This window comes from Halobaculum sp. EA56, assembly GCF_051195075.1.
Taxonomy (GTDB): domain Archaea; phylum Halobacteriota; class Halobacteria; order Halobacteriales; family Haloferacaceae; genus Halobaculum.
Window position 1 is genome coordinate 35,887 of record NZ_JBNTJX010000012.1, and the last position, 23,712, is coordinate 59,598.

Sequence of the window (23,712 nt, forward strand, 5' to 3'; positions counted from 1 at the left end):
CCGAACGCTGGGACTCGCCCCGTGGCTATTCGGTGGGGATCGCTCCCGGTCCCTCCGGGTGCCACGAGGAGGAGATCACTCCCAGAAGCTCTTCGTCCGGGCGTACTGCCGCTCCTGTCTCAGGATGTCGCGGTAGAAGTCGTCCTCGTTCTCCCGGAGCTTCCCGATGATCCGCGCGGCGTTGTGCGGGCCCACGCCGCGGGCCGCCAGCGCGATCACCGCCTGCTTGCCGTGCGCCTGCACCAGGTTCGCCGCCCGGTTCGCCTTCCGCGTGAGGCGCTCCTGCTCGTCGTCCTTGTCGCCGGCCCGCACCGCCGCGACGGTCTCCTCGTCCCACGGGTTCAGCGCGGCGATCCGGGTGGAGCCGCATTCGGGACACTCGGGGGTGTCGCGGACGCGGCGCACCTTCGTCCGCTGGTTCCACTCGCCGCAGTGGACGCACAGCTGGATGACGTGGTCGTCCATGATCCGGTCGCGGATCGTCTCGATCACGGAGGCGTCGGCGTTCTCGGGGACGAGGAACTCCCGTCCGGACGAGCGTCCGGCGGTGCCGAGCGGCGTCCGCTCGCGGGCGGCGACGACCTCGACGTCGCCGTCGCGGACGTCCCCGAGCAGGTCGGCCGTCTCCTCGACCGCCAGTTCCGTGTGGAACACCTCCCGCACGGCCTCGTCGAACACGGGCGTGTCCTCCAGCGCGGCCACGAGGCGGTCGCCGCCGAAGCGTTTGTTCCCCTGGTAGCGCTTGAGCGCGCCGAACTTCGCGGCGACGTGCGCGAGCGTGAACTTGAGCGTGTCCGAGTTCTTCAGCGCCAGCTCCAGCAGCGCCTCGACGTGGGCGGGGTCCGTCTCCTCCAGCACCTCGATGACGGTGCCCGGGGTGACGCCGCTCGGCACCTCCAGCTCGACGCGGTAGGGGTCCGCCTCCATCCCGACCGACGAGCCGGTCCGCTGGCCGATCAGCGCCGAGAGCAGCCGGCCGAGCGTCCGGTTCACCTCGTGGCCGAAGGCGGCGTTGACGGCGATCGAGCGGCCCCGCCCCTCCACGACGATCCGGTCGTCCGTCGGCATCGGGTGCCCCGCCTCGGCGTGCTTCCGTACGGTATCGAGCCCCACGCCGACCGTGTCCGCCTCCGCGGGATAACGGGCGGCGAACTCCCGGGCGACCGCGTCCGCGTCGGCGCCGCCGGCGAACTGGGACTCGGCGACCCGGCGCATCTCGCCCACCTCCGCGGCGACGGCGCGTGGGACCGGGATCTCCTGCCCGGTCCAGGAGGGCACCTCGCCGGCCGGGTCCTCGATGGGCGTGACGTTCACCTCCGACTCCTCCTCGTCGATGTCGTTGATCCGCCACAGCTCCCCGCGCTGGATGAACGCCTCCCCAGGCTGGGCGAAGTTGACGACGAAGCGCTCGTCGAGCGTGCCGATCTGGCGGCGCGAGGAAATGTCGTACACGTCGTACGTCTCCTCGTCGGGGATCATCGAGAGGTTCCGGTAGTAGTACTGCCAGGTGCCACCCGAGGTTTCGAGCACGTCGCGCTCCTCGTCGATCCACAGCAGGCGGTTGCCCGACAGCTCCCGCGCGACCTCCCGGAACGTCTCCTCGGGGAGGTCGCGGAACGGGTACGCCCGCGTGATCAGCTCGTACGCCCCGCGGGCGTCGACCTCCCCCATGTCCATCAACAGGCCGACGATCTGGTTCGCGAGCGTGTCGAGGCTCCCGTGGTGGATGCCCGACTCCTCCACGTCGCCGTCTGCGGCCCGGCGGGCGATGGCCAGCGCCTCCATCGTGTCGTCGGGGCTGTCGGTGACGATCGTGCCGTGGCTCGTCTCGCCCCGCCGGTGTCCCGCGCGCCCGACGCGCTGGAGCAGGCGGGCGACCTCGCGGGGGGAGTTGTACTGGACGACGTGGTCGACGCGCCCCACGTCGATCCCCAGTTCCATCGAGGAGGTGCACACGAGTCCCGCTATCTCGCCCGACTTGAACGCGTCCTCCACCTCGATGCGCGCGTCCTTCGACAGCGATCCGTGGTGGACGCCGATCGGCTCGCCGAGCGTCTTGAACCGCGAGCCGAGCGCCTCGGCCGTCTGGCGGGTGTTCACGAAGATCAGCGTCGACTCGTGCTCGCGGACGATATCGCGGATCAGCCGGACGTGGCTCGCGATGTCGGGGTCGGTCGCCAGCTTCCCCGCGAGCCGTTCGTCCTCGTCGGTCACCTCCGGGGAGACCACCTCGAACTCGACCTCGGTTCCGGCGTCGATCTCGACGATCGCACAGCCGCGGTCGCCCGTGAGGAAGCGGCCGACCTCCTCGGGGTCGCCGACCGTCGCCGAGAGGCCGATCCGCTGGAAGTCGCCCGCGAGGCGCCGGACGCGCTCCAGCCCCACGGTCAACTGTGCGCCGCGCTTCGAGGCGGCCAGTTCGTGGACCTCGTCGACGACGACGTGGTCCACGTCCGAGAGGGCCGCCCGGAGCTTCTCGCCCGTCAGCATCGCCTGCAGCGTCTCCGGCGTCGTCACGAGCACGTCCGGCGGGTCGTCGGCCTGCTTGCTCCGCCGGTAGTCGGAGGTGTCGCCGTGGCGGACCTGGACGTCGAGGTCGAGGTACTCGCCCCACCACTCCAGGCGCTCGCGCATGTCGCGGTTGAGCGCCCGTAGCGGCGTCACGTACAGCGCGCCCAGCCCCTCGGGACGGGTCCCCGCCAGCGCCGAGAACACCGGCAGCATCGCCGTCTCGGTCTTGCCGGTGCCCGTGGGGGCGATAACGAGCGCGTCGCGTCCCTCCGCGAGCGGCGGGATGGCGCGGCGCTGGGGCGCCGTCGGCGTCGAGAAGCCGCGCTCGGACAGCGCCGACCGCACCTCCTCGCCCAGCGCCGCGAAGGCGTCCATCCCCGTCGCTCGCGGCGGCTCGCTCATCGGCGTCGATTGCGGCGCGATCGGGTTAAGGGTCGCGCTCCCGGCCGGTACGGCCGCTCGCCGGGAACCGATTCGGCCGTTCCGACGACCGTCGACCGGGACCGAAACGCGGGCTGAGGTATCGAGGTGCCCGAGCGGCCGCGTGCGGACGACGGACGCCTACTCCCGGCTCACCGCGATGTTGCGGACCTCGCCGCCGCAGCTCTGACACGTCCCCGGGGTGCTCTCCGCCTCGGTCCGTCCGCCGCAGTCGACGCACTCGAAGAGCCCGCCGGAGGCCTCGTACGGGTCGATGTCGTTGGCTGGCATACGAGATCGTCCCCCACACGGACGGGTAAGCATTATCTATAGATCGATCCCAGCGATCAAAGGACCTAGAGGGTTGCTGGTGGACACACGTCCAGTTTCGTTCCCTACCGGAGCTCCTCCTCAGCGAGTTCGACGGCGTTGCGCACGGCGCCGACGGAGGTGAGGTAACCAGCGCCCACGGACGCCTTGGTGGCCCGCGCTGCGGCGCCGGTGAGCACGGTCGGCCCGAGCTGCGCCACGGCGCCGTCGCCGACGGAGACGAGCCAGCCGGGCACGTCGAAGCGGTACCGCGCCAGTCGCGGCGCGAACCCGTCCGCCGACGGCGAGCGCTCGTGGTCGACCAGCCGCGCGAGGTTCTCGGCGGCGGTGTCGGCCTCGCGGACGGCCGCCGAGGCGGACGCCGGGACCGGCTCGCCGGCGGCGTCGACGACGCTGGCGGCGTCGCCGAGCGCGAACGTGCGCTCCCCGAGCCGGAGGTCCGCCCGGACGGCGGGGCGGTCGCCGTCGAGCGCCTCGTCGCCGGCGATGCCGCCGGTCCAGACGAACTGGTCGTACGCGAGGTCGCCGTCGTCGGTGACGATCCGGTCGCCGCGCACCCGCTCGACGGTGGTCTCCGTCCGGATCTCGACGCCGCGGGCCTCCAACTGCTCCCGGACCGCGCGGCGGAAGTTCGGCGGGAAGTTCGCGGCGACCTCCGACAGCATCTCGACGATCACGACCTCCACGTCTCCCGGCACCGCGCGTCCCTCCTCGTCGGCCAGCGCGGCGAGTTCGCCCGCGACCTGCACGCCCGAGAGACCGGCGCCGCCGACGACGGCCCGCCCGCCGTCCGCGAGGACGTCGAGGAAGTCCGCCCGGATGGTCGCGGCGTGGTCGAGGGACTTCAGCGGCGTCGCGTGCTCGCGGAGCCCCTCGATCCCGTAGTAGGCCGTTTCCGAGCCGAGACACAGCGCGCCGTAGTCCCACTCGACGGCGTCGCCGGACGCCAACTCCGCGCGTCCGCCGTCGGGGTCCACGTCGACGACGCGGTCGACGACCAGCTCGGCCCGGTCGAGCAGGTCCGACAGCGGCACCGAGATGGCGTCCGCGACCGCCGGCCGCCGGATCGCGCGGTGGGTCTCGTGGACGAGGACGTGCTCCGGGTTCTCGTTGACGAGCGTGATGTCGACCTCGGGGGGAAGCCGGGATTCGAGTTTCCGGGTCAGGGTGACGCCGGCGTAGCCGGCGCCGAGAACGGCGACGTGCATTCGGACACAGCTACGGGTCGCGCGGGTAAGGACGTGGCGGGACGTGGGAGGCGCGAGGGAGCGAAGCGCGGTCGACCGGAGGGAGACCGCGAGGCGAACGGCGAACAGCGTGAGCCGTGAGCGAAGCGAGCGCCTCGACCGACGGCGGCACCGCGAGAGTTCATATCCGATACCGGGACCAGACGCCCCGATGACGTGACGACGGCCCGCGGGCGACGAGCGGGTGTGCGGCGCACCGCCCGCGGCGGCGAGGGGTTCGGGGATCCCTCGGACGCATCCGCGCCGCCTGTCAGCCGGAGGACGCAGCGACGGCAATGCGTCGGCCCGGACCCGCGTCCCCGGGGCTCAAAACAGCGACTTCGACTCCCCGAGGACGCGCGCCGGGCCGCCGACCTCCCAGACGTCGGTCTCGACGCCGACCTGCGCGACGCGCTCCTCGACGCGCTCGGCGTGCTCGGCGGGCGTGTTGACGTAGACGCTCGCGCCGGTATCCGTCGAGAAGTAGACGGGCACGCCCTCCTCCTCGCGGAGCTCCCGCACCGCGTTGAACACGGCGACGGTCTCGGGCTGCCAGTACACCCAGCCCGCGGGGCCGGTCATCGTCGTCGCCGTCAGCGACAGCGAGTCGTGTTCGGCGATCTCGAAGATGCCCGGGAACTCCCCGGCCCGGAGGCGGTCGCGCATCCGCTGGAGCTGCTCGTGGACGTGGGCCATCCGGGCGTCGAACATGTGGCTCGCCTCCGCCTCGCGGTGAGCCTCCTCGGTCTCCTTGTAGGCCGGGACGAGCGCCGTCACCACGCGCAGGTCCTCCTCCGGGTCGAAGCCGTCGGGACCGACGCCCACGTCGAGGCGCTCGGCGCGGCAGTCCTCGTCGTTCATCCCGGCGTAGAGCACCGAGTAGGCGCCGGTGACCGCGCGGGCGGCCGACGAGGAGCCGCGGCGCGCGACCGTCGAGATCTCCGGGCGCGTCATGTCGAGGCCGGCGGCCTCCACCAACGCCGTCGCCAGCGCGGCGAACCCCGACGACGAGGAGCCGAAGCCGACGTTCGACGGGAAGGAGTTCTCGGACTCGACGCGGACGGCGGCGTCCAGATCGGCGATGTCGCGGACGTGGTCGGCGACCATCCCGATGCGCTCGGCGCCGCGTCCGTCCACGACCTCGCCGTCGATACGGAACTGGTCGTCCGCGGGCGGGGCGTCCGGTTCCCACTCGACGGTCGTCGTCGTCCGCGAGGGGGCCGTACAGAGGCTGATCGAGTCGTGGTACGGGAGCCGCCGCTCCGCGTCGCGCATCCCGTGGTACTTCACGAGGCCCTGGATCGGGTGGGCCGTCGCGGTGGCCTTCATACCCGGCGAACGGGCGGGCCGGGGGTTAGTCGTTCCGAATGGTCGTATCCGGGCCGTCGGCGTCGGCAGCGGTGCCGGTGTCCTGTCCGGGGCCGCGTCGGCGTCGACGGGGGCCGACCCGCGTCACTCGTACTCGTAGAAGCCCTTCCCGGTCTTCTTGCCCAGGTCGCCGGCGTCGACCTTCCGCTTGAGGAGGTAGGCCGGCTTGTAGCGGTCGCCCAGCTCCTCGTGGAGCGTCCGGCTGGCGTCGAGACAGATGTCGAGCCCGATGTGGTCGGCCAGTTCGAGGGGTCCCATCGGGACGTTCGTCCCGAGCTTCATCCCCTTGTCCATGTCCTCCTTCGTCGCGACCCCCTCGTCGTACGCGCGGATCCCCTCGTTGATCCACGGCATGAGCACGCGGTTGGTGACGAACCCGGGCTTGTCGTCGCTCTCCCACGTCTCCTTGCCCAGGTCCTCGGCGAAGGCGTGGGCGAACTCGGCCGCGTCGTCGCCCGTCTTCTCGCCGGTGACCACCTCGACCCCCTTCATGACGGGGACGGGGTTCATGAAGTGGAGGCCGACGACCAGGTCCTCCCGGTCGGTGGCCGACGCGATGGTCGTGATGGAGAGCGTCGAGGTGTTCGTCGCGAGCACCACGTCGTCGTCGGTGATCGAGTCGAGGTCCGCGAAGACGTCCCGCTTCACGTCCATGTCCTCCAGCGCCGCCTCGACGACGAGGTCGGCGTCCGCCAGGTCGTCCAGGTCCGTCGTGCCCGTGATGCGGTCGACGATGCCCTCCGGGTCCTCGTCGAGGGCGTCCTTGCCGTCGAGGCGCGACAGCGACGACTCGATGGCGTCGAAGCCGTCGTCGACGAACTCCTGTTCGATGTCGCGCATGACCACGTCGTAGCCGGCGGTGGCGGCGACCTGCGCGATGCCGTTGCCCATCGTGCCCGCGCCGACGACGCCGACCGTCTCGATCTCGGAGAGTCCGCGCATGGAGGAGTGGTGTCCGGCCGGTCACCGTAAGCGTAGCGGAGCGGAGCGACGCGGGCCGGCGGCTCGGACTCCGTGACCGAGGTGGTAGTGTAGCGCAGCGTCCGTCCGTCCCCCGGACGGAATTATCCGCCAGTGAGAACGTGCGCAGAAAGGTTAAAGGGTTCCGCGTCGACCGTGCCCACAGGTGACCGGGAGTGGGGGATGAGGACGTCCGGGAGGTGAAATTCGTGGGGGACGCGACAGCCGCGGTGCTGGCGGACGCGCCGTTCGGCGCGGCCGAGATCCGCGACCGGCGGGTGTCGTACCGGATGCTCACCGACGCCGGCGTCAACCCCGGCGTCGCCGCGCGCATCCGCCGGGAGCACTCGCTCGCGTGGTCGTTCGAGTCGGAGGGCGAGGACCTCCGGCGGCGATCCTCGCAGGTCCGCGGCCTCGGCGACGAGGAGCGCGCGTGGGTCGCGGCGTCGTCCGGCGATTGGCAGGCCGCCGACGCCGACCCGGACGACGACGCCGACACCGGCCCTCTCGAGGCGACGGACCACGGCGACGGGTCCGGGGGGCAGTCCGACGACGACGCCGAGGCGGCGTGGGTCGCCGCCGCCGGCGACGGCGCGGCCTCGACGAAGACCGACGGGTCCGGCGACCCCGTCGCCGCCGAGTCCGCGTGGCGCGAACGCTCGCGTCCCGTCCCGGTCGAGGAGGTGGCGGGCGTGACCGCCGGCGACGCCGCCGACCTCGCCGAGGCCGGGATCACCTCCGCCCGCGCGCTCGCCATCGCCGACCCCGACGAGGTGGCCGACGCCCTCGACCGCGACGCCGACCGCGTGGCCGCGCTCCGCGACGCCGCCGCCGAACACGTCGACTGACCGAACGAAGGCGCTACTCGGGGGCGAGTAAATATCATATCGTCGACACCATTCGATTTATGCGCGATGGCGTTGCCATGTACCATATATGATCCCCGACGCCGACGAGGCGATCACCCGGAACGGGAAGGCGCTGATCCTCGCGTACGACCACGGCATCGAGCACGGTCCCGTGGACTTCGAGCCGAACCCGGAGACGGCCGACCCCGAGCGCGTGTTCGACCTCGCGACCCACGACGCCGTCACGGCGTTGGCGGTCGGGAAGGGCGTCGCCGAATCGTACTACCCGAGCTACGAGGACGACGTGACGCTGCTGGCGAAGCTCAACGGCACCTCGAACCTCTGGATGGGCGAGCCCGACTCCGCGGTGAACTGGTCGGTCGACTACGCGGCCGAACTGGGCGCGGACGCGATCGGGTTCACCCTGTACGGCGGGTCGAACCACGAGGTCGAGATGGCCGAGGAGTTCCGCGACGCGCAGGAGGCGGCCCGCGAGCACGACATGGGCGTCGTGATGTGGTCGTACCCGCGCGGGCAGGGGCTGAAGAACGACACCGCCCCCGACACGATCGCGTACGCCGCGCGCCTCGGCCTCGAACTCGGGGCCGACATCGCGAAGGTGAAGTTCCCCGGATCGACGGAGGCGATGGCGAAGGCGGCGCGGATGGCCGGCCCGACGAAGGTCGTGATGTCGGGCGGGTCGAAGACGGACGACCGCGCGTTCCTCGAGACCGTCTCCGAGGCCCTCGACGGGGGCGCACAGGGGCTCGCGGTCGGCCGGAACGTCTTCCAGCGTGAGAACCCCGGGGAGATCCTCGACGCGCTGGAGGCGGTCATCTTCGAGGACGCGAGCGTCGAGGAGGCGCTGGAGCACACCACCGCCTCGGCCGTCGCCGACGACTGATGTCCGGACAGGACCGGGACCCCGTCGCCGTCGCCGAGGCGGCGCTGGAGACCGTCGCCGCCGTCGCGCCGGACGTCCGCGACGGCCTCCCCGGGCGTCGACGGTACCTGGAGGGGGAGAACCCCTCCGGCGAGGAGGTGCTCGCGGCGGACGTGTACGCCGACGACCTGCTGGAGGAGGCGCTCTCGGACGTGGACGGCGTCGGCACGTACGCCAGCGAGGAGCGCGAGTCGGCCGTCGACGCCGGCGGCGGCGGCGTGTCGGTCGCGGTCGACCCGCTCGACGGCTCCTCGAACCTCAAGTCGAACAACCCGATGGGCACCGTCGTCGCGGCGTACGACGGCGACCTCCCGGCCTCGGGCCGTGACCTCGTCGGGGCCGGGTTCGTGCTGTACGGGCCGGTGACGACGATGGTAGCGGGCGTCGGCGCCCCCGGCGACGCGACGATCCGGGAGTACCTGGTCACTGACGACGGCGAGCGGGAGCCGCTCGACCGCGTCGACCTCCCGGACGACCCGACGGTGTACGGCTTCGGCGGCCGGGTCCCCGACTGGCCCGACGACTTCGCGGCCTACGTCGACGAGGTCGAGGAGGAACTCAAGCTCCGGTACGGCGGCGCGATGATCGCCGACGTGAGCCAGGTGCTCTCCTACGGCGGCGTGTTCGCCTACCCCGCGCTGGAGTCGGCACCGGACGGGAAGCTCCGCCTCCAGTTCGAGGGGAACCCCGTCGCGTACCTCGTCGAGGGCGCGGGCGGCCGCTCCTCCGACGGCGACCGCTCGCTGCTGGACGTGCCCGCGACGGGGATCCACCAGCGCGTGCCGGTGCACGTCGGGAACGCCGAGCTGATCGAGCGGCTGGAGTCGGCGCTGTCGTGACCGTCGGGAACCGATAAACCCACACGTCGCCGGTGCCGAACGCGGACAATGAGAGACCGCTACAAGGCGCTCATGTTGCGGAGCTTCAAGGACGCCATGGACATCGTCGACGAGTACAACACCTGGGCGGAGGGCGCCTTCGACGACGCCTCGCCGGTCCCCCCGCAGGCGGTGCCAAAGGTGGCGATGATGCTGTACCAGAGCCGGGTGATGGAGGGGTGGGGCGGCGAGGGCGGCTTCGACGTGCTGGAGTTCGACGACAAGATGTTCGACTAGCGCGGTCGAGCGAGGCGAAGCCGAGCGAGACCGCGGCCGGACGGCGGAGCGGTCCTCGTGCCGCTCCGCCCGGAAGGCCGGCGACGTCGACCGCCTCAGTCGTCGCCCGCGGCGACGTCGGCCTCCGTCGTCCCGACGCGCCGCCCGAGGAAGTCGTCGAGCAGTTCGAGGCTCCGGATCTTGTCGTCGATATCGGAGGAGCCGTGTCCCTCCTCGCCGAGCTCCTCGTACTCGAAGTCATCGCCCTCCTCGAACCCCGCGTCCTCGAGCGCGTCGCGGAGAAGCCGCGCCTGCGACACCGGCACGCGGGGGTCGTTGACGCCGTGGACGACGAGCAGCGGCGCGTCCAGGTTCTCGGCGTGGGTCACGGGCGAGCGCTCCTCGTACAGGTCGGGGTTCTCGTCCGGTTCCCCGAGGTACTTCACCATCAGCTCCGAGCGGAAGTGCGGCATCGTGTTCTCGGCCATGTCGAACAGGTCGGAGACGCCGACCCAGGTGACGCCCGCGGCGTACAGGTCCGGGAACTGCAGCATCTGCCAATTGGCCGAGTACCCGCCGTAGGAGCCGCCGTACACGACGACGCGATCGTCGTCGAGCCAGTCGTGTTCGTCGAGGACGTGCTCGACTGCGGTCGCCACGTCGCCCTGCTCGGCGCCGCCCCAGTCGTCGTACAGTTCCTCGACGAACTCGCGTCCGCGGCCGGTGGAGCCGCGGTAGTTCACCTGGAGCACCGAGAAGCCGCGCGAGAGCAGGAACTGCGTGCGGTAGCCGAACGACAGCGTGTCCCGGTGGCGCGGGCCGCCGTGGGGGTTGACGACCAGCGGCGACGGGCGCTCGCCGGAGTCGTAGAGGATCGCGCCGATCTCCAGTTCCTCGTACGGGTCGTGCTCGACCGCGCGCTGGGGCGTCTCGGGCACGCCGTCCGACTCGACCGTGAAGTACTCGGCGTCGCGGAAGTCGTCGGGCGAGAACGGCCCGTACTCGGCCTCCAGTACCGTCTCGTACTCGTCGTCCGCGAGGTCGTACGCGAGCAGTTCGGGACGGCGGGTCGGGGTGGTGTGCATGATCAGCACCCGGTCGTCGTCGAGGACCCACCCGTCGCCGGAGGCGCCGCGGCCGAACGTGGCGACGCCGCCGGGCACGTCGAGTTCGCGGCCCTCGCCGGTCGTCGTGTCGTAGACGACGGGGACGACCTCGGCGTCGCGCGTCCGCGTCGCGAGGAAGCGCTCGCCGTCCGGGAGGAAGAACGCCGGCTCCTCCTCGTACTCGGCCCCGCCGTACCACGTCACCTCGTCGGCGTCGAGGTCGTAGACGCCGCAGCGACCCACGTCGGTCGTGTTGTCCGAGACGAGCAGCGCGTCGCCGTCGGGGCGCCAGTCGGCGGGGACGGACTCGGCGCCCGTCTCGCCGATGCCGAGGTTTCGGGCGTTCGAGCCGTCGATGTCCGCGAGGAACACGTCGACGTTGTCGTAGTCGTCCGACTCGTTCGTCGAGTACGCGAACCGCTCGCAGTCGGGGGACAGATCCGCCGTCCACACCGCGCGGTCGGAGTCTGTGAGCTTCGTCGACTCCCCCGAGGCGAGGTCGTGGCGGTAGACGTTCATCTGCCCGCCGTGGTTCGAGCCGTACAGCAGCGTCTCGCCGTCGTCGCCGACGGACTGGAGCGCCACCTGCCCGTCGTGCTCGACGACGGGCGCCGCGTCGCCGTCGCGGTCGATGACGTGGACGTCGTTCTGCTCGTCGCCGGCCTCGTCGAGGTGGAAGAAGACGCGCTCGCCGTCGGCGCTCCAGGCGAAGCCGTGGCGGGCGTCCTTCGGGACCTGCCCGTCGGACCACCGCTCCAGCTCGCCCGTCTCGGGGTCGAGGAGGTACAGTTCGTTGCGGCCGTCGATGTCGTAGTACAGCGCCACCTCGTCGCCGTCGGGGGCGGCGGCGGGGTGGGCCATCGTCGGCAGTTCCGCGAGGGACCGGAGGGTGTCGTCGTGATCGTCCGTCACGGTCCCACGTTCGACGCGGCCGACTTGAGTCTGTCCAGAACGACCGTTCGGAAACATAGTTGACAGTTCGGCGCGAACGCGGGCGCCCCGCGCCGCCGTCCATGGAAAACCCTTTCCGCAATTCTTGCGCACACCACGGTATGAAAGTCCACGTGGGCCCGGCGGCGACCGAGGACGAGGCCGCCGCCATCGCCGAGGCGATGGCCGAGCACTTCGGCGTCGCCGTCGACGTGTACGCCGGTGAGGACGCCGACGAGCCGCTCGCGGGCGCCGAACCGCCCGAGGTCGAGTACCCCCTGGAGGACGACCTCGGGCCGACCGACCGCGAGGCGGAGCTCCGCGCGGAGATCGAGGACATCCTGGAGGGCGGCCCCGAGAAGTACAGGGACCGCCTGCCCGAGCAGGGGAAGCTGTTCGTTCGCGACCGCCTCGATCTCTGGTTCGGCGAGGGCGGGACGGGCGGCGCCGGCGACGCCGACCGCGAGGGCGCCGCCGACGGCGTGAAGTTCGAGGACGGCAAGTTCGCCCACTTCGACGCCTGGCACCCCAACTCCCCCGACGTCGACGAGTACGACGAGGGAACCCGCCTCCCCGCGGACGGCCTCATCACCGGCGCGGCCGAGTTCGAGGGGCGGGACCTCCACTTCATGGCGAACGACTTCACCGTGAAGGCGGGGTCGATGGCCGGCCGGGGCGTCGAGAAGTTCCTCCGGATGCAACAGCGCGCGCTGAAGAACGGCAAGCCCGTGCTGTACCTGATGGACTCCAGCGGCGGCCGGATCGACCAGCAGACCGGCTTCTTCGCCAACCGCGAGGGCATCGGGAAGTACTACTACAACCACTCGATGCTCTCGGGGCGCGTCCCGCAGATCTGCGTGCTCTACGGACCCTGCATCGCCGGCGCCGCCTACACCCCCGTCTTCGCGGACTTCACGGTCATGGTCGAGGGGATGTCAGCGATGGCGATCGCGTCGCCGCGGATGGTGAAGATGGTCACCGGCGAGGAGATCGAGATGGACGACCTCGGGGGCCCGGACGTGCACGCGAAGTACTCCGGGAGCGCGGACCTCGTCGCCGAGGACGAGCGCCACGCCCGCCGGCTCGTCGCGGACCTGATGAGCTACCTCCCGGACAAGGCCGGCGAGAAGCCGCCGCGGAGCGAGGCGAAGCCGCCGACGTACTCCCCGGAGGGGATCGACGAGCTGATCCCGGAGGCGCCGAACCGCCCGTACGAGGTCCACGACCTCCTGGAGCGGATCTGCGACGCGGAGTCCGTCTTCGAGCTGAAATCGGAGTACGGGAAGGAGATCGTCACGGCGTTCGCCCGCATCGACGGCCGGCCGGTGGGGGTCGTCGCGAACCAGCCGACCGAGCGCTCGGGCGCCATCTTCCCCGACGCCGCCGAGAAGGCCGCCGAGTTCATCTGGACGTGCGACGCCTACGAGGTCCCGCTGCTGTACCTCTGTGACACGCCGGGGTTCATGGCCGGTTCGCAGGTCGAGAAGGACGCCATCCTCGAGAAGGGCAAGAAGTTCATCTACGCCACGTCCTCGGCGACCGTCCCGAAACAGACCGTCGTCGTCCGCAAGGCGTACGGCGCGGGCATCTACGCGATGGGGGGCCCGGCCTACGAGCCCGAGTCCGTCATCGGCCTCCCGTCCGGCGAGATCGGGATCATGGGTCCCGAGGCGGCCATCAACGCGGTGTACGCGAACAAGCTCGCCGAGATCGACGACCCGGAGGAGCGCGAGGAGACCGAGCGGGAACTCCGCGAGGAGTACCGCCGAGACATCGACATCCACCGGATGGCGAGCGAGGTCGTCATCGACGAGATCGTCGCCCCGTCGGACCTGCGCGAGGAACTCGTCCACCGGTTCGACTTCTACGAGGACATCGAGAAGTCGGTTCCCGACAAGAAGCACGGCACGATCCTCTAGTCGGATTTATATCCGGTGACGGGACCACCCCGCCCGTGACCTGACCGACCGACCGGACGACGGTCAGCGGGTGTACGGCGCCCCGTCGTCCGAGCGAACCGCGCCGTCTGTTCGCTACCATCCCGACCACTAAGCTTCGCGTCTCCCTCCTGACGCCGAGCGTCCATGCCGCCTCCGGTGCCGCCTCACCTCTCGATCGCCGCCCGGATCCGTCGGACCTCTTCGCGGACGGCCCGCCACGAGCCGATCGACCCGGGGATCGAATCGTCGGCCTCGTCGCCGGCGCCGCGGGTGTGTTCGTCGACGAGCGACCGTACCGCCTGCGGGTCGTCCACCCGCCGGAAGGAGACGCCGTCGGCCGCCGTCTCCAGCGTCACCGTTCCGTAGCCGAACAGCGATCCGGTGACCGACTGCTCGTACGCGGAGTTCTCGACCGTCGAGAGCCGCGCGCGGGCCACCCGTCGCCCGACGACGCCCGTCTTCACCGACGCCGCCCGGTCGGTGAGAACGTAGCGGGTGTTCACCAGCGACAGCACCGCGACCCCCGGAATCGCGAGGCCGACCAGGACGGCGAGCGCGGCGACCATGAGACCGACCCTGGCGCCAGTCGCGGGGCCGACGGCGACGGCCACCCCTACGCCGGCGACGAGCACCCCGACGAACGCCGCGGGCAGCGCCGCCGAGAGCCGCGGCCGCCCGGTCCACAGCACGGACTCGTCGCCGCCGACCGGCACGGCGTCCGGGACGCCGGCGGAACCGGAGTCGGACATCACTCCTCGTCGCCGGCGGCGGCGTCGGCCGACGGCGTCGCATCGCGGCCGACCGGTTCGTCGTCGCCGGCGGCGCGAGTGCCGTCGCCCTCGACGGCGGCGCGGATCGCGCGAAGCTCCGCGAGGATGTCGTCGAGCACGTCGCCCGTCGACTCCTCGCCGGAGCCCCGGCCGTCGCGGGCGCGGATGCGCTCGTTGACCAGCTCCTGGATCCGTTTCGGCTCCTCGACGTTGTCGAAGCTGAGCTCGACACCGGCGCCGCCGGCCGTGGAGATGTCGACCGTGCCGTAGCCGAACTGGGTGCCGAAGAAGTCCTGCGTGTAGGAGGTGTCCTGCACCTTCTCGAACCCGACGCGCTTCACGTCGCGCGAGAGGACGCCGCGCTTCTTGTACAGCGCCTCGGTCGTGATCACGTACTCGGTGTTCTCACGCTGGAGGTACGCCGACGCGATGATCGCGATTCCGACGAGCACGAGCGACAGCGGGACCCCGACCACGAGGGCGGGAACGAGGCTCATCGAGTGGGGCTTGCCGGTCCAGACGACCTCCTCCTCGGGGTCGAGCGAGAGCCAGTCGAAGCCGGCGGGCAGTTCGCCGTCGGCGGAGGGTGACGACATGGCCGGGGATGTCGTGCCGGTGTGATAAAGCCGCCGGCGCGCGCGCCGGTCAGCCGTCCCGGTGTGCGGCGAGGATCCGCCGGTAGTACGGCTGCATCACGCGCTCCGCCTCCGCCCAGCGGCGCCGCTCGTGGAGGTCGTGGAGTTCGACGCCGACCAGGTAGCGGACGGGTGCCGGGCCGAAGCCCGACTGCCCGTCGCTCGGCTTCCCGGGGTAGGCGTCGTCGCCGACGGCGGTCCGGAACTCGATCGCCTGGGCCCGCAGCATCGGCGTCCAGTAGTCGCCGCCGGCCTTGTGCTCGCGCCACGCCCGCGTGGTCGCCGTCGCGTACTCGCGGTCCATCCCGAGCAGGTCCGCCCGCTCGGCGAGCGGTTGGCGCACGGGCGCCCAGTCGGCCGCGGCGAGGGCGTCGCGGTCGGGGTCGCCGTCGACCGCGTGCGCGTTCTCGATGTCGTCTTTCGCCCACAGCGCGTCGACGTACGCCCGCGCCGCCCGCTCCGCCCGGTCGTCGCCGACGTGTGAGAACTGTCGGCGGTCGACCTCCGCGAACGACTCGACGGCGGCCGACCGCTCTCCCCTGTCGTGGTACCGGAACCCCGCGCACAGTTCGCGGGCCATGTACCGGGCCACCCTGTCGAGCGTCCCGTCGTCGTCGATTCCGACCGGGCGACCGTCGACAGTCGCTCCGGGCTCCTCCGCGGCGCCGTCGTGGTCCGTCCCGTCCATCGTCACTCGGTGATCGGCGTGACCTCGGGCGTCGGGTCACATAGTAGTATGCCCCGTATTCCGAGATAATTTTGCCGGGCGTCGGGGGATTGCTATCCCGAGAGCGGGACGGGGCCGACGGCCCCGCGGCGTCACCCGTCCGCGCTACTCGGCGTTCTCCCGTTTCAACGACAGCACCGTGCGCTCGAACGAACAGACGAGCGTGTCGTCGTCCCCGTCGTCGACCTTGTACGCGTCGACCCGCATCGTCACGACGCCGCGCTCGCCGTCGCTGGTCTCGCGCTTGTCCAGCACCGTCGACTCCGCGCGGATCGTGTCGCCGTGGAACACCGGGTTCGGGTGCTCCACGTCGTCGTACGAGAGGTTCGCGACGATGGTGCCGTCGGTCGTGTCGGGGATCGACAGCCCCGTCGCCAGCGCCATGGTGTAGATGCCGTTGACCAGTCGCTCGCCGAACTGCGTGTCCGCGGCGAACTCGGCGTCGAGGTGGAGCGGCTGTTGGTTCATCGTCATGTCGCAGAAGGTCTGGTTGTCGCGCTCGGTGACCGTCCGGCGCTTCCCGTGGACGATGGTCTCGCCGACCTCGAACTCCTCGTAATACTTGCCGGCCATGTGCGGGGGGTCGCCTGCGGGCGTCTAAAACGGTGCGGGAACCGGCCGCGGAACGCCGTCGGGATTGATACCGCCCACGGCCGAACCGTCGCCCATGCCGAGACGCAGCGTCATGTTCTCGCCGGGGGACCGCCCGGAGCTGATGCGGAAGGCGCCCGCGGCCGGCGCCGACACCGTCGTGTTCGACCTGGAGGACGCCGTCGCGCCCGCCCGGAAGGCGGAGGCGCGCGCGGCCGTCCGCGAGGTGCTCGCGTCGCCGGAGTTCGACCCGGACGCCGAGGTGTGCGTCCGCGTCACCGGCACGGAGACGTACCGGGACCTGGAGGTGCTGACCGACGACGGCGACGGGAGCGACGGGGGTGCCCCGTTCGACGCGGTGATGCTCCCGAAGGCCGAGTCGGGCGACGCCGTCGAGCATCTCGGCGACCAACTGCGCGAGCACGGCCGTCGCGTCCCCGTGATCGCGCTGATCGAGACCGCGCGGGGCGTGCTACGTGCAGAAGAGATCGCCGACGCCGGACCGACCGACGCCGTCGCCTTCGGCGCCGAGGACCTCTCGGCCGACCTCGGCGCGTCGCGGACCGACGAGGGGACGGAGGTGCTGTACGCCCGCGAGAAGGTCGTGACGGCCGCCGCGGCCGCCGGCGTCGACGCGATAGACACCGTGTTCACCGACTTCGAGGACGCCGACGGCCTGCGCGAGGAGACGCGCTTCGCGGCGACGCTCGGGTACGACGGCAAGATGGCGATCCACCCTGCGCAGGTGCCCGTGATCAACGACTCGTTCACGCCTGACGGCGAGGAGATCGCGTGGGCCCGCGAGGTGCTGGCCGCCCGCGACGAGGCCGCCGACGAGGACCGGGGCGTGTTCGAGGTCGACGGCGAGATGATCGACGCCCCCCTGATCGCGCGGGCCGAACGGGTGCGCGAGTACGCCCGGCTGGCGGGCGAGTGGTCCGGGACGGAGGAGTAGAGGGAGGGTGTCGAGTAGGACGGGAGAGGCGCCCGGCGCGAGCCGCTACCGCCCCCGCGTCAGGGCCACAGGCCCCGGACGCTCTTCGCCTCCGCGATGCGGCCGAGCGCGACGACGTAGGCCGCGTCGCGCCACGTGACGTCGCGGGCCTCCACCTCCCGCCGCACGTCGTCCCACGCCGAGAGCATCTCCGATTCGAGTTCGGTTCGGACCTGTTCGAGCGTCCAGGTGCGCCGGTTGATGTCCTGGAGCCACTCGAAGTAGCTGGCGGTGACGCCGCCGGCGTTCGCGAGGATGTCCGGGATCACGTGGATGCCGCGCTCGGCGAGGATCTCGTCGGCCGCGAACGTCGTCGGGCCGTTGGCCCCCTCGACGACGACGTCGGCGCGCACGTCGGTCGCGTTGTCCGCGGTGAGCACGTTGCCGACGGCGGCCGGCACGAGCACGTCCACGTCGAGTTCGAGGATGTCGCTCCCGTCGTCGAGCAGGTCGACGCCCGGCGCGTCGCTCCCGAACTCGGTGACTGCGTTCGGCTCCTCGGCGAAGCTGGGGACCGCGTGCGTGTCGAGGCCGTCCGGGTCGTAGACGGCGCCCCCGGTGTCGGAGACCGACACCACGTCCGCGCCCCAGTCGTCGAGCAGGCGGGCGGCGTTCGCGCCGACCGAGCCGTACCCCTGCACGGCGACCGTCAGACCGTCAAGGTCGTAGCCGTAGTAGTCGGCGGCCTCGCGGGCGACGATGGCGACCGAGCGCCCCGGCGCCTCCTCCCTGCCCTCGGTGCCGCCGACGACTGGCGGCTTGCCCGTGACGACGCCGGGGATCGTCTCGCCCTCCTGCATCGAGTAGGCGTCCATGAACCACGCCATCGTCTGGGCGTCGGTGCCCATGTCGGGCGCGGGGATGTCCTTCTTCGGCCCGACGAACGGGCGGAGTTCCTCGGCGAACCGCCGGGTCAGCCGCTCCCGCTCCCCGTCCGACAGCCGCTTGGGGTCGGCGACGATGCCGCCCTTCCCGCCGCCGAAGGGGAGGTCCATCACGGCGCACTTCCAGGTCATCCACATCGACAGGCCCACGCACTCCTCCTCGCTGACCTCCGGGTGGAACCGGAGGCCGCCCTTGTACGGGCCGCGCACGTCGTCGTGCTGGGCGCGGTACCCCGTGAACACCTCGACGGAGCCGTCGTCACGTTCCAGCGGCACCGCGACGCGGTGGACCGTCGTCGGGTGCTTCAGCCGCTCGATGACGCCGGGGTCGACGTCGAGGTGGACGGCGGCGTGCTCCAGTTGCCGCCGGGCCGTCGCGAGCGCGCTCTCGGGGTCGGCGTCGTCGTTCGTCGCGGGCCGGTTCTCGGCGGAGTCTGCGGTTCCGGTTGACATGGTGGTGTGTCGGCCGCCGCCGGACGCGGCGGGGTCGATACCGCCCCGTCCAGCGCTGGCGGATTTAATATTGATGGTATTCATTCGACTAAGGGATATAACCACAATGGGAACGGCCAGGTTCGGGCGGGATCGGCCCGGAGCCCCCCGATCGGCCGGGACGGGAGACCGGCGGCCGACCCGCCAAGCGTCGCCGCGGCGGCCCCTCGACCCCCGACACGGCCGTTCGGCGTCGCCGGCGACGACCGGACGGAGGGCCGGACGTGACCCCGTCCGATAGATGTGAATTTTAGGTACTATAAGGTATATGCATGGTATTGATTCGGCACGGTTAAGAACGGCGCCGATGGCCGATCAGGTATGTCCGGTGACGAGGCGAACCCCTTCGAGAGCCTCCAGGAACAGATCGACGACGCCGCGGCCTACCTCGACGTCGGCGACGACGTGATCGACCGGCTGAAGAACCCCGAACGGGTGCTCGAGCTGAACCTCTCGGTCGACATGGACGACGGGTCCATCGAGCGCTTCCGCGCGTTCCGCTCGCAGTTCAACGGCGACCGCGGGCCGTACAAGGGCGGGATCCGCTATCACCCCGGCGTCACGCGCGACGAGGTGAAGGCGCTGTCCGGGTGGATGGTGTACAAGTGTGCGACCGTCGACATCCCCTACGGCGGCGGCAAGGGCGGGATCGTGATCGACCCCTCCGACCACTCGGCGTCGGAGCTGGAGCGCGTCACCCGTTCGTTCGCCGAGGAACTCCGCCCGCTCATCGGCGAGGACCGCGACATCCCCGCCCCCGACGTGAACACGGGCCAGCGGGAGATGAACTGGATCAAGGACACCTACGAGACGCTGGAGGGGACGACCGAGCCCGGCGTCGTCACCGGCAAGTCGCTGGAGGCGGGCGGCTCCGAGGGGCGCGTCGAGGCGACCGGGCGCTCGGTGATGCTCACGGCCCGCGAGGCGTTCGACTACCTCGGCACGGACATGGAGGGCGCCAGCGTCGCCGTGCAGGGATACGGCAACGCCGGCCACATCGCCGCCTACCTCATCGAGGACCTCGGCGCCGACATCGTCGCCGTCTCCGACTCCTCGGGCGCGGTGTACGCCGAGGACGGCCTCGACGCCCGCGACGTGAAGGCCCACAAGAACGAGACGGGCTCCGTCTCGGGCTACCCCGACGCCGACGAGGAGTTCTCCAACGAGGACCTGCTCACCCTCGACGTGGACCTGCTCGTCCCTGCGGCTCTGGAGAACGCCATCGACGCCGACCTCGCCCGCGACGTCGAGGCGGACGTGATCGTCGAGGCCGCGAACGGCCCGCTCACGCCCGACGCCGACGACGTGCTCACCGAGTCCGACGTCCACGTGTTCCCGGACATCCTCGCGAACGCGGGGGGCGTCACCGTCAGCTACTTCGAGTGGGTGCAGAACCGCCAGCGCTTCTACTGGTCCGAGGAGAAGGTCAACGAGGAACTGGAGCGCCACATCGTCTCGGCGTTCGACGACCTCACCGAGTGCTACGAGGCGCTCGACGTGCCGAACTTCCGGACGGCAGCGTACGTCGTCGCCATCCAGCGGGTGGTCGACGCGTTCATGGACAACGGCAACTGGCCCTGAGCCGCCGCCGACCCGACGCATCCGTGCGTCGGCCCCGACCGGCGACGCGTTCAGGGGGCTCTTAACTCGGGACGGGACCCGAAGCCGAGAACTAACTATGGTCGCGAACGCGGACACGGACAGCCGTGCAGGCCCGGAGCGACCCTCGGTATCCGAACGGCACGTCCCTCGCCGACGTCAGGGAGTCGGTGATCCGCAAGTACTTCTCGATCGTCCCGCGGCGCGGAACGGCGGTGATGGGGGAGGACTGGGACACGCTCCTAGTTCTGGACGCGTGTCGCTACGACCTCTTCGCGGAGGTACACGGCTTCTCACGCCCGCTCGAGTCCCGAACCTCCAGGGGCTCGTGTACCGCCGAGTTCTTCGAGGAGAACTTCGCGGGCACGACGCACCACGACACGGTGTACGTGACCGCCAACCCGGTACCCAGGGTCGACGAGTGGTGTAGCGTCGACCTGGACGCCGTGTTCCACGCGGTCGTGGATGTCTGGGAGGACCACTGGGACGGGGAGGTGAACACGGTCCGGCCGACCCCCGTCGCGGACGCGATCAGAGACGCCCACGCCGAGTACCCGAACAAACGGGTCATCGGACACTTCATCCAGCCGCATCAGCCGTTCATCGGCGAGACCGGCCTGGGTATCACGGAGTCCGGGATGACGGCGTACGACAAGCTCTCCGGGGCGGAACCCGCCCCCGGAAAGAAGGTGTGGGCGCGACTCAGAGACGGCGAGCTCTCCGCGGAGCGCGTGTGGCGGGCGTACCGGGAGAACCTCGAACTCGTGCTCCCGTTCGTCCGCGACCTGTGCGCCGAACTGACCGGAAAGACGGTCGTCACCTCCGATCACGGGAACCTCCTCGGGGAGTTCGCCTGGCCGGTTCCGCTCCGGGGGTACGGGCACCCCGAGGGGGTCTACACCGGGAAGCTCGTCACCGTCCCCTGGCTGGAGACCGACTTCGAGGAGCGCCGCGAGGTCACCTCGGACCCGCCCCGGGGGACCGGGTCGGCGGCCGGGGAGGAGGAACCGCTCGAACGGCTCGCCCACCTCGGGTATCGGTGAGCCCGTGACGCGACCGCGGGATCGGCGCCGACCCCTTCACCCCTCCCGCGCCAGCAGCCGCTCGGCCCGCTCGATGTCGTCCTCCGTGTTGACGTTCACCTTCCACCCCTCGAACGGGACCGTCTCCACCCGGTACCCGGCGTGGATCAACAGGTCGATCGCGTCCGCGAGTTCGTACTCGCCGCGCTCCGAGGGGCGGACGATCCGACACGCCGGGAAGACCTCCGGCGGGAGGACGTAGAACGCCGCCGGGACGAGGGTCGAGGGCGGGTCGTCCGGCTTCTCGACCAGCCCCGTGACGGCCCCGTCGTCGTCGAGTTCGCAGACCGCGCCCCCACCCGCCTCCTCGCGGGGCACCTCCTCGACCGGGAAGGTGACGTCGGCGGTCGACTCGGCGTGTCGATCCAGCGCCGCCGGCAGGTTCGCCGAGTAGACGTTGTCGCCGTTCACGACGACGAAGTCGGCGTCGACGTGCCCCTCGGCCGCGAGGACCGCGTGAGCGAGGCCGTCCCGCTCGGCCTGGTGGGCGTACTGGACGTCCAGGTCCCGGTAGGCGGCCCCGTACCGCTCGACGATCGCCTCGTGCCGGTACCCGACGACGACCACGGCCTCGCGGATCCCGAGGTCGATCAGCGTCTCGAAACAGCGCGTCAGGATCGGCGTCCCGTCGACCTCGACGAGCGGCTTGGGTCGGTCCGCGGTCCGCGGCCGCAGGCGCGTCCCCTCCCCGGCGGCCAGGACCACGGCCGTCGTGACCGTCCGGTCCGTCATCGTCCCTCCGTTCCTCCGGGGACCTCGATGACCTGGAGGTCCTCCGCGACGTGTGTCTCCACGCCCGCGTGTTCGCTCACGGTCCGACACATCTCCTCGGCGGCGTCGGCCGCCTCCGGGTACAGGTGCGTGAGGTACACCCGTCCGACGTCGACGCCCGCGAGCGCCCGGCCGAGCGCCGCGGGCGTCGCGTGGTTCGACGCCGACTCGTCGGGGTACGCGCAGTCGTGGACGAGCACGTCCGACCCGTCGGCGAACGCGGCGACCCGCCCGGAGGCCTCGGTGTCGCCGCTGAACGTGAACGCGTCGTCGACGCGGTAGGCGAACCCGGTCGCCGAGTGTTCCGTCTCGCAGGCGGCGATCGACCGCCCCGCCGCCGAGAACGGCGACCCGTCGAGCCCGCGGACCGCCACCTCGCACCGCTCGGCCAGCCGGTCGACGGACAGCAGCGGCGAGAGGTACGCCTCGGTCCCGGGCGGCCCGAGGACGGTGAACCCGGTGTCGCCGCGGAGCAGTCGGGCCTTGAGCAGCGACGGGACGTCGGCGACGTGGTCGAGGTGGTGGTGCGTCAGCAGGAGCGTGTCTATCGCCGCGGGGTCGTACCCCGCCTGCACGAGGCGGTGGATCGTCCCGGCGCCGCAGTCGATCAGGAGCGGGTCCGGCCGGTCCGCCGCCCCCACGACGAGCCCCGCCTGATACCGGTCGCCGTCGGGGACGGCGGCTCCGGTCCCGAGCACGGTCACCTGCACGGGTGCCACGGCGGTACCGGAGGGCAAAACGGTTGTGCCGGCGCGGGGTGACGGGCGCGTCGCGGCGGCGGTGCGGTCACGGTCCGTCCCGGATCGTCGGGTACGGACACGCCGTACTCGCAGTGCACCCTCGCGCCCGTCGCCCCCGCCGTACTCTTTTGCGCCGCGAGCCCCTGAACCGGGTATGAACGCCCGCGTCGAGGCCCTGTTCACCGCCCCCGAGGACTCCGCCCCGATGGTCGAGCACGACCGCGTCCGCCTCGTCGAGGGCGGCATCGAGGGGGACCGCTACCTGGCGGGCACCGGCTACTACTCGCCGTTTGACGTGTGCGAGGTGACGCTCGTCGCCGCCGAGGCCCTGGGGACGATCCGCGACGACCTCGGCATCGACCTCACGGACGGCCGCCACCGCCGCAACGTCGTCGTCCGCGGCGCGGACCTGGACGCGCTCCTCGGGGCGACGTTCCGCCTCGGCGACGCGGACGCGGGAGCAGTTCTCAACGGGACCCGCCCGCGCCCGCCGTGTGCCCACGTCGAGCAGGTCGCCGGCGAGGAGGGGGTCGCCCGGGCCCTCAAGGGTCGTCGCGGCGGGATCTGTGCGGACGTGATCGAGCCCGGCGCGGTCGCCGTCGGCGACGGGGTCGAGGTGCTGGAGGGGGACCCACGCGACGAGGGCCGCCGGATCGTCGACCGGCTGAGGGAGTCGCTGGGGAGGTGAGGGCGCCGTCGAGGGGCGGTCGCCGCCCCGTGCGGGCTGCTCGCACGACCGGACCACCGCTTT

At 71.4% G+C, this 23,712-nt stretch carries 22 protein-coding genes; 9 read left to right on the plus strand and 13 right to left on the minus strand.

Features of this window, described 5'->3' with window-relative positions; translation table 11 throughout:
* Positions 1–75 precede the first annotated feature (75 nt).
* From ACQUQ1_RS16805 to ACQUQ1_RS16825, 5 genes are all read right to left on the minus strand, one after another.
* The gene (locus ACQUQ1_RS16805; protein WP_435065455.1) at positions 76–2,913 is read right to left on the minus strand and encodes a DEAD/DEAH box helicase; all 2,838 of its coding nucleotides are present in this window, start codon (positions 2,911–2,913) and stop codon (positions 76–78) included.
* 159 nt (positions 2,914–3,072) lie between these two features.
* Positions 3,073–3,222, minus strand: coding sequence for a rubrerythrin-like domain-containing protein (locus ACQUQ1_RS16810; protein WP_435065456.1), 150 nt, complete (start codon positions 3,220–3,222; stop codon positions 3,073–3,075).
* Positions 3,223–3,326: 104 nt separating this feature from the next.
* The gene (locus ACQUQ1_RS16815) at positions 3,327–4,469 is read right to left on the minus strand and encodes an NAD(P)/FAD-dependent oxidoreductase (protein ID WP_435065457.1); all 1,143 of its coding nucleotides are present in this window, start codon (positions 4,467–4,469) and stop codon (positions 3,327–3,329) included.
* Positions 4,470–4,814: 345 nt separating this feature from the next.
* A complete protein-coding gene (mvaD, locus tag ACQUQ1_RS16820) occupies positions 4,815–5,816 on the minus strand; it encodes a phosphomevalonate decarboxylase MvaD (protein ID WP_435065458.1) in 1,002 nt (333 codons plus the stop codon).
* A gap of 123 nt (positions 5,817–5,939) precedes the next feature.
* Positions 5,940–6,797, minus strand: a complete 858-nt coding sequence (locus tag ACQUQ1_RS16825; RefSeq protein WP_435065459.1) for a 3-hydroxyacyl-CoA dehydrogenase family protein — start codon at positions 6,795–6,797, stop codon at positions 5,940–5,942.
* A gap of 227 nt (positions 6,798–7,024) precedes the next feature.
* Here ACQUQ1_RS16825 and ACQUQ1_RS16830 point away from each other — a divergent pair, with 227 nt between their 5' ends.
* The 4 genes from ACQUQ1_RS16830 to ACQUQ1_RS16845 all read left to right on the plus strand — a co-directional run bounded on the left by ACQUQ1_RS16830 (position 7,025) and on the right by ACQUQ1_RS16845 (position 9,721).
* On the plus strand, positions 7,025–7,663 hold the full coding sequence (locus tag ACQUQ1_RS16830; protein WP_435065460.1) for a DUF7409 domain-containing protein: 639 nt from the start codon (positions 7,025–7,027) through the stop codon (positions 7,661–7,663).
* Between the two features lie 88 nt (positions 7,664–7,751).
* Positions 7,752–8,567 (plus strand): class I fructose-bisphosphate aldolase, encoded by an 816-nt coding sequence (locus ACQUQ1_RS16835; protein WP_435065461.1) that lies wholly within the window; start codon positions 7,752–7,754, stop codon positions 8,565–8,567.
* Positions 8,567–9,445: a class 1 fructose-bisphosphatase gene (locus ACQUQ1_RS16840; protein WP_435065462.1), complete on the plus strand. Its 879-nt coding sequence runs from the start codon at positions 8,567–8,569 to the stop codon at positions 9,443–9,445. The genes ACQUQ1_RS16835 and ACQUQ1_RS16840 overlap by 1 nt, the downstream gene beginning before the upstream one ends.
* A 48-nt stretch (positions 9,446–9,493) precedes the next feature.
* Positions 9,494–9,721, plus strand: coding sequence for a hypothetical protein (locus ACQUQ1_RS16845; RefSeq protein ID WP_435065463.1), 228 nt, complete (start codon positions 9,494–9,496; stop codon positions 9,719–9,721).
* 95 nt (positions 9,722–9,816) lie between these two features.
* Here ACQUQ1_RS16845 and ACQUQ1_RS16850 read toward each other — a convergent pair whose 3' ends face one another.
* A complete protein-coding gene (locus ACQUQ1_RS16850) occupies positions 9,817–11,667 on the minus strand; it encodes a S9 family peptidase (RefSeq protein ID WP_435065498.1) in 1,851 nt (616 codons plus the stop codon).
* A gap of 191 nt (positions 11,668–11,858) precedes the next feature.
* Here ACQUQ1_RS16850 and ACQUQ1_RS16855 point away from each other — a divergent pair, with 191 nt between their 5' ends.
* A complete protein-coding gene (locus ACQUQ1_RS16855; RefSeq protein ID WP_435065464.1) occupies positions 11,859–13,655 on the plus strand; it encodes an acyl-CoA carboxylase subunit beta in 1,797 nt (598 codons plus the stop codon).
* Between the two features lie 185 nt (positions 13,656–13,840).
* On the opposite strand, the gene ACQUQ1_RS16860 is transcribed toward ACQUQ1_RS16855, so the two are convergent.
* The 4 genes from ACQUQ1_RS16860 to ACQUQ1_RS16875 form a co-directional block, all read right to left on the minus strand.
* Positions 13,841–14,425, minus strand: coding sequence for a PH domain-containing protein (locus ACQUQ1_RS16860; RefSeq protein WP_435065465.1), 585 nt, complete (start codon positions 14,423–14,425; stop codon positions 13,841–13,843).
* On the minus strand, positions 14,425–15,042 hold the full coding sequence (locus ACQUQ1_RS16865; protein WP_435065466.1) for a PH domain-containing protein: 618 nt from the start codon (positions 15,040–15,042) through the stop codon (positions 14,425–14,427). The genes ACQUQ1_RS16860 and ACQUQ1_RS16865 overlap by 1 nt, the downstream gene beginning before the upstream one ends.
* 49 nt (positions 15,043–15,091) lie before the next feature.
* The gene (locus ACQUQ1_RS16870) at positions 15,092–15,769 is read right to left on the minus strand and encodes a hypothetical protein (protein WP_435065467.1); all 678 of its coding nucleotides are present in this window, start codon (positions 15,767–15,769) and stop codon (positions 15,092–15,094) included.
* Between the two features lie 144 nt (positions 15,770–15,913).
* Entirely contained in the window at positions 15,914–16,381 is a 468-nt protein-coding gene (locus ACQUQ1_RS16875; RefSeq protein ID WP_435065468.1) for a MaoC family dehydratase, read from the minus strand.
* 94 nt (positions 16,382–16,475) lie between these two features.
* Between ACQUQ1_RS16875 and ACQUQ1_RS16880 the strand changes: the two genes are divergently transcribed.
* Complete coding sequence (locus ACQUQ1_RS16880) at positions 16,476–17,354, plus strand: HpcH/HpaI aldolase/citrate lyase family protein (RefSeq protein WP_435065469.1); 879 nt, start codon at positions 16,476–16,478, stop codon at positions 17,352–17,354.
* A gap of 59 nt (positions 17,355–17,413) precedes the next feature.
* Here the strand turns inward: ACQUQ1_RS16880 and gdhB are convergent, their stop codons facing one another.
* Entirely contained in the window at positions 17,414–18,730 is a 1,317-nt protein-coding gene (gene gdhB, locus ACQUQ1_RS16885; protein ID WP_435065470.1) for a glutamate dehydrogenase GdhB, read from the minus strand.
* Between the two features lie 360 nt (positions 18,731–19,090).
* Here gdhB and ACQUQ1_RS16890 point away from each other — a divergent pair, with 360 nt between their 5' ends.
* Both ACQUQ1_RS16890 and ACQUQ1_RS16895 read left to right on the plus strand, forming a co-directional pair.
* Positions 19,091–20,350: a Glu/Leu/Phe/Val family dehydrogenase gene (locus ACQUQ1_RS16890; protein ID WP_435065471.1), complete on the plus strand. Its 1,260-nt coding sequence runs from the start codon at positions 19,091–19,093 to the stop codon at positions 20,348–20,350.
* A 125-nt stretch (positions 20,351–20,475) separates the two neighbouring features.
* Positions 20,476–21,411 (plus strand): hypothetical protein, encoded by a 936-nt coding sequence (locus ACQUQ1_RS16895; RefSeq protein WP_435065472.1) that lies wholly within the window; start codon positions 20,476–20,478, stop codon positions 21,409–21,411.
* Between the two features lie 36 nt (positions 21,412–21,447).
* Here the strand turns inward: ACQUQ1_RS16895 and ACQUQ1_RS16900 are convergent, their stop codons facing one another.
* Entirely contained in the window at positions 21,448–22,182 is a 735-nt protein-coding gene (locus ACQUQ1_RS16900) for a sugar phosphate nucleotidyltransferase (protein WP_435065473.1), read from the minus strand.
* Complete coding sequence (locus tag ACQUQ1_RS16905; RefSeq protein WP_435065474.1) at positions 22,179–22,931, minus strand: MBL fold metallo-hydrolase; 753 nt, start codon at positions 22,929–22,931, stop codon at positions 22,179–22,181. The genes ACQUQ1_RS16900 and ACQUQ1_RS16905 overlap by 4 nt, the downstream gene beginning before the upstream one ends.
* 184 nt (positions 22,932–23,115) lie before the next feature.
* Between ACQUQ1_RS16905 and ACQUQ1_RS16910 the strand changes: the two genes are divergently transcribed.
* Positions 23,116–23,649 carry an MOSC domain-containing protein gene (locus ACQUQ1_RS16910; RefSeq protein WP_435065475.1) on the plus strand — a complete coding sequence of 178 codons (534 nt, stop codon included), beginning with the start codon at positions 23,116–23,118 and terminating at the stop codon, positions 23,647–23,649.
* The last annotated feature ends 63 nt before the right edge of the window (positions 23,650–23,712 follow it).

Bases quoted from the DNA above. Each gene is read 5' to 3' on its own strand.
- ACQUQ1_RS16805 (WP_435065455.1), bottom strand. From the start codon at position 2,913: ATGAGCGAGCCGCCGCGAGCGACGGGGATGGACGCCTTCGCGGCGCTG.
- ACQUQ1_RS16810 (WP_435065456.1), bottom strand. From the start codon at position 3,222: ATGCCAGCCAACGACATCGACCCGTACGAGGCCTCCGGCGGGCTCTTC.
- ACQUQ1_RS16815 (WP_435065457.1), bottom strand. From the start codon at position 4,469: ATGCACGTCGCCGTTCTCGGCGCCGGCTACGCCGGCGTCACCCTGACC.
- mvaD (WP_435065458.1), bottom strand. From the start codon at position 5,816: ATGAAGGCCACCGCGACGGCCCACCCGATCCAGGGCCTCGTGAAGTAC.
- ACQUQ1_RS16825 (WP_435065459.1), bottom strand. From the start codon at position 6,797: ATGCGCGGACTCTCCGAGATCGAGACGGTCGGCGTCGTCGGCGCGGGC.
- ACQUQ1_RS16835 (WP_435065461.1), top strand. From the start codon at position 7,752: ATGATCCCCGACGCCGACGAGGCGATCACCCGGAACGGGAAGGCGCTG.
- ACQUQ1_RS16840 (WP_435065462.1), top strand. From the start codon at position 8,567: ATGTCCGGACAGGACCGGGACCCCGTCGCCGTCGCCGAGGCGGCGCTG.
- ACQUQ1_RS16845 (WP_435065463.1), top strand. From the start codon at position 9,494: ATGAGAGACCGCTACAAGGCGCTCATGTTGCGGAGCTTCAAGGACGCC.
- ACQUQ1_RS16850 (WP_435065498.1), bottom strand. From the start codon at position 11,667: ATGGCCCACCCCGCCGCCGCCCCCGACGGCGACGAGGTGGCGCTGTAC.
- ACQUQ1_RS16855 (WP_435065464.1), top strand. From the start codon at position 11,859: ATGAAAGTCCACGTGGGCCCGGCGGCGACCGAGGACGAGGCCGCCGCC.
- ACQUQ1_RS16860 (WP_435065465.1), bottom strand. From the start codon at position 14,425: ATGTCCGACTCCGGTTCCGCCGGCGTCCCGGACGCCGTGCCGGTCGGC.
- ACQUQ1_RS16865 (WP_435065466.1), bottom strand. From the start codon at position 15,042: ATGTCGTCACCCTCCGCCGACGGCGAACTGCCCGCCGGCTTCGACTGG.
- ACQUQ1_RS16870 (WP_435065467.1), bottom strand. From the start codon at position 15,769: ATGGACGGGACGGACCACGACGGCGCCGCGGAGGAGCCCGGAGCGACT.
- ACQUQ1_RS16875 (WP_435065468.1), bottom strand. From the start codon at position 16,381: ATGGCCGGCAAGTATTACGAGGAGTTCGAGGTCGGCGAGACCATCGTC.
- ACQUQ1_RS16880 (WP_435065469.1), top strand. From the start codon at position 16,476: ATGCCGAGACGCAGCGTCATGTTCTCGCCGGGGGACCGCCCGGAGCTG.
- gdhB (WP_435065470.1), bottom strand. From the start codon at position 18,730: ATGTCAACCGGAACCGCAGACTCCGCCGAGAACCGGCCCGCGACGAAC.
- ACQUQ1_RS16890 (WP_435065471.1), top strand. From the start codon at position 19,091: ATGTCCGGTGACGAGGCGAACCCCTTCGAGAGCCTCCAGGAACAGATC.
- ACQUQ1_RS16900 (WP_435065473.1), bottom strand. From the start codon at position 22,182: ATGACGGACCGGACGGTCACGACGGCCGTGGTCCTGGCCGCCGGGGAG.
- ACQUQ1_RS16910 (WP_435065475.1), top strand. From the start codon at position 23,116: ATGAACGCCCGCGTCGAGGCCCTGTTCACCGCCCCCGAGGACTCCGCC.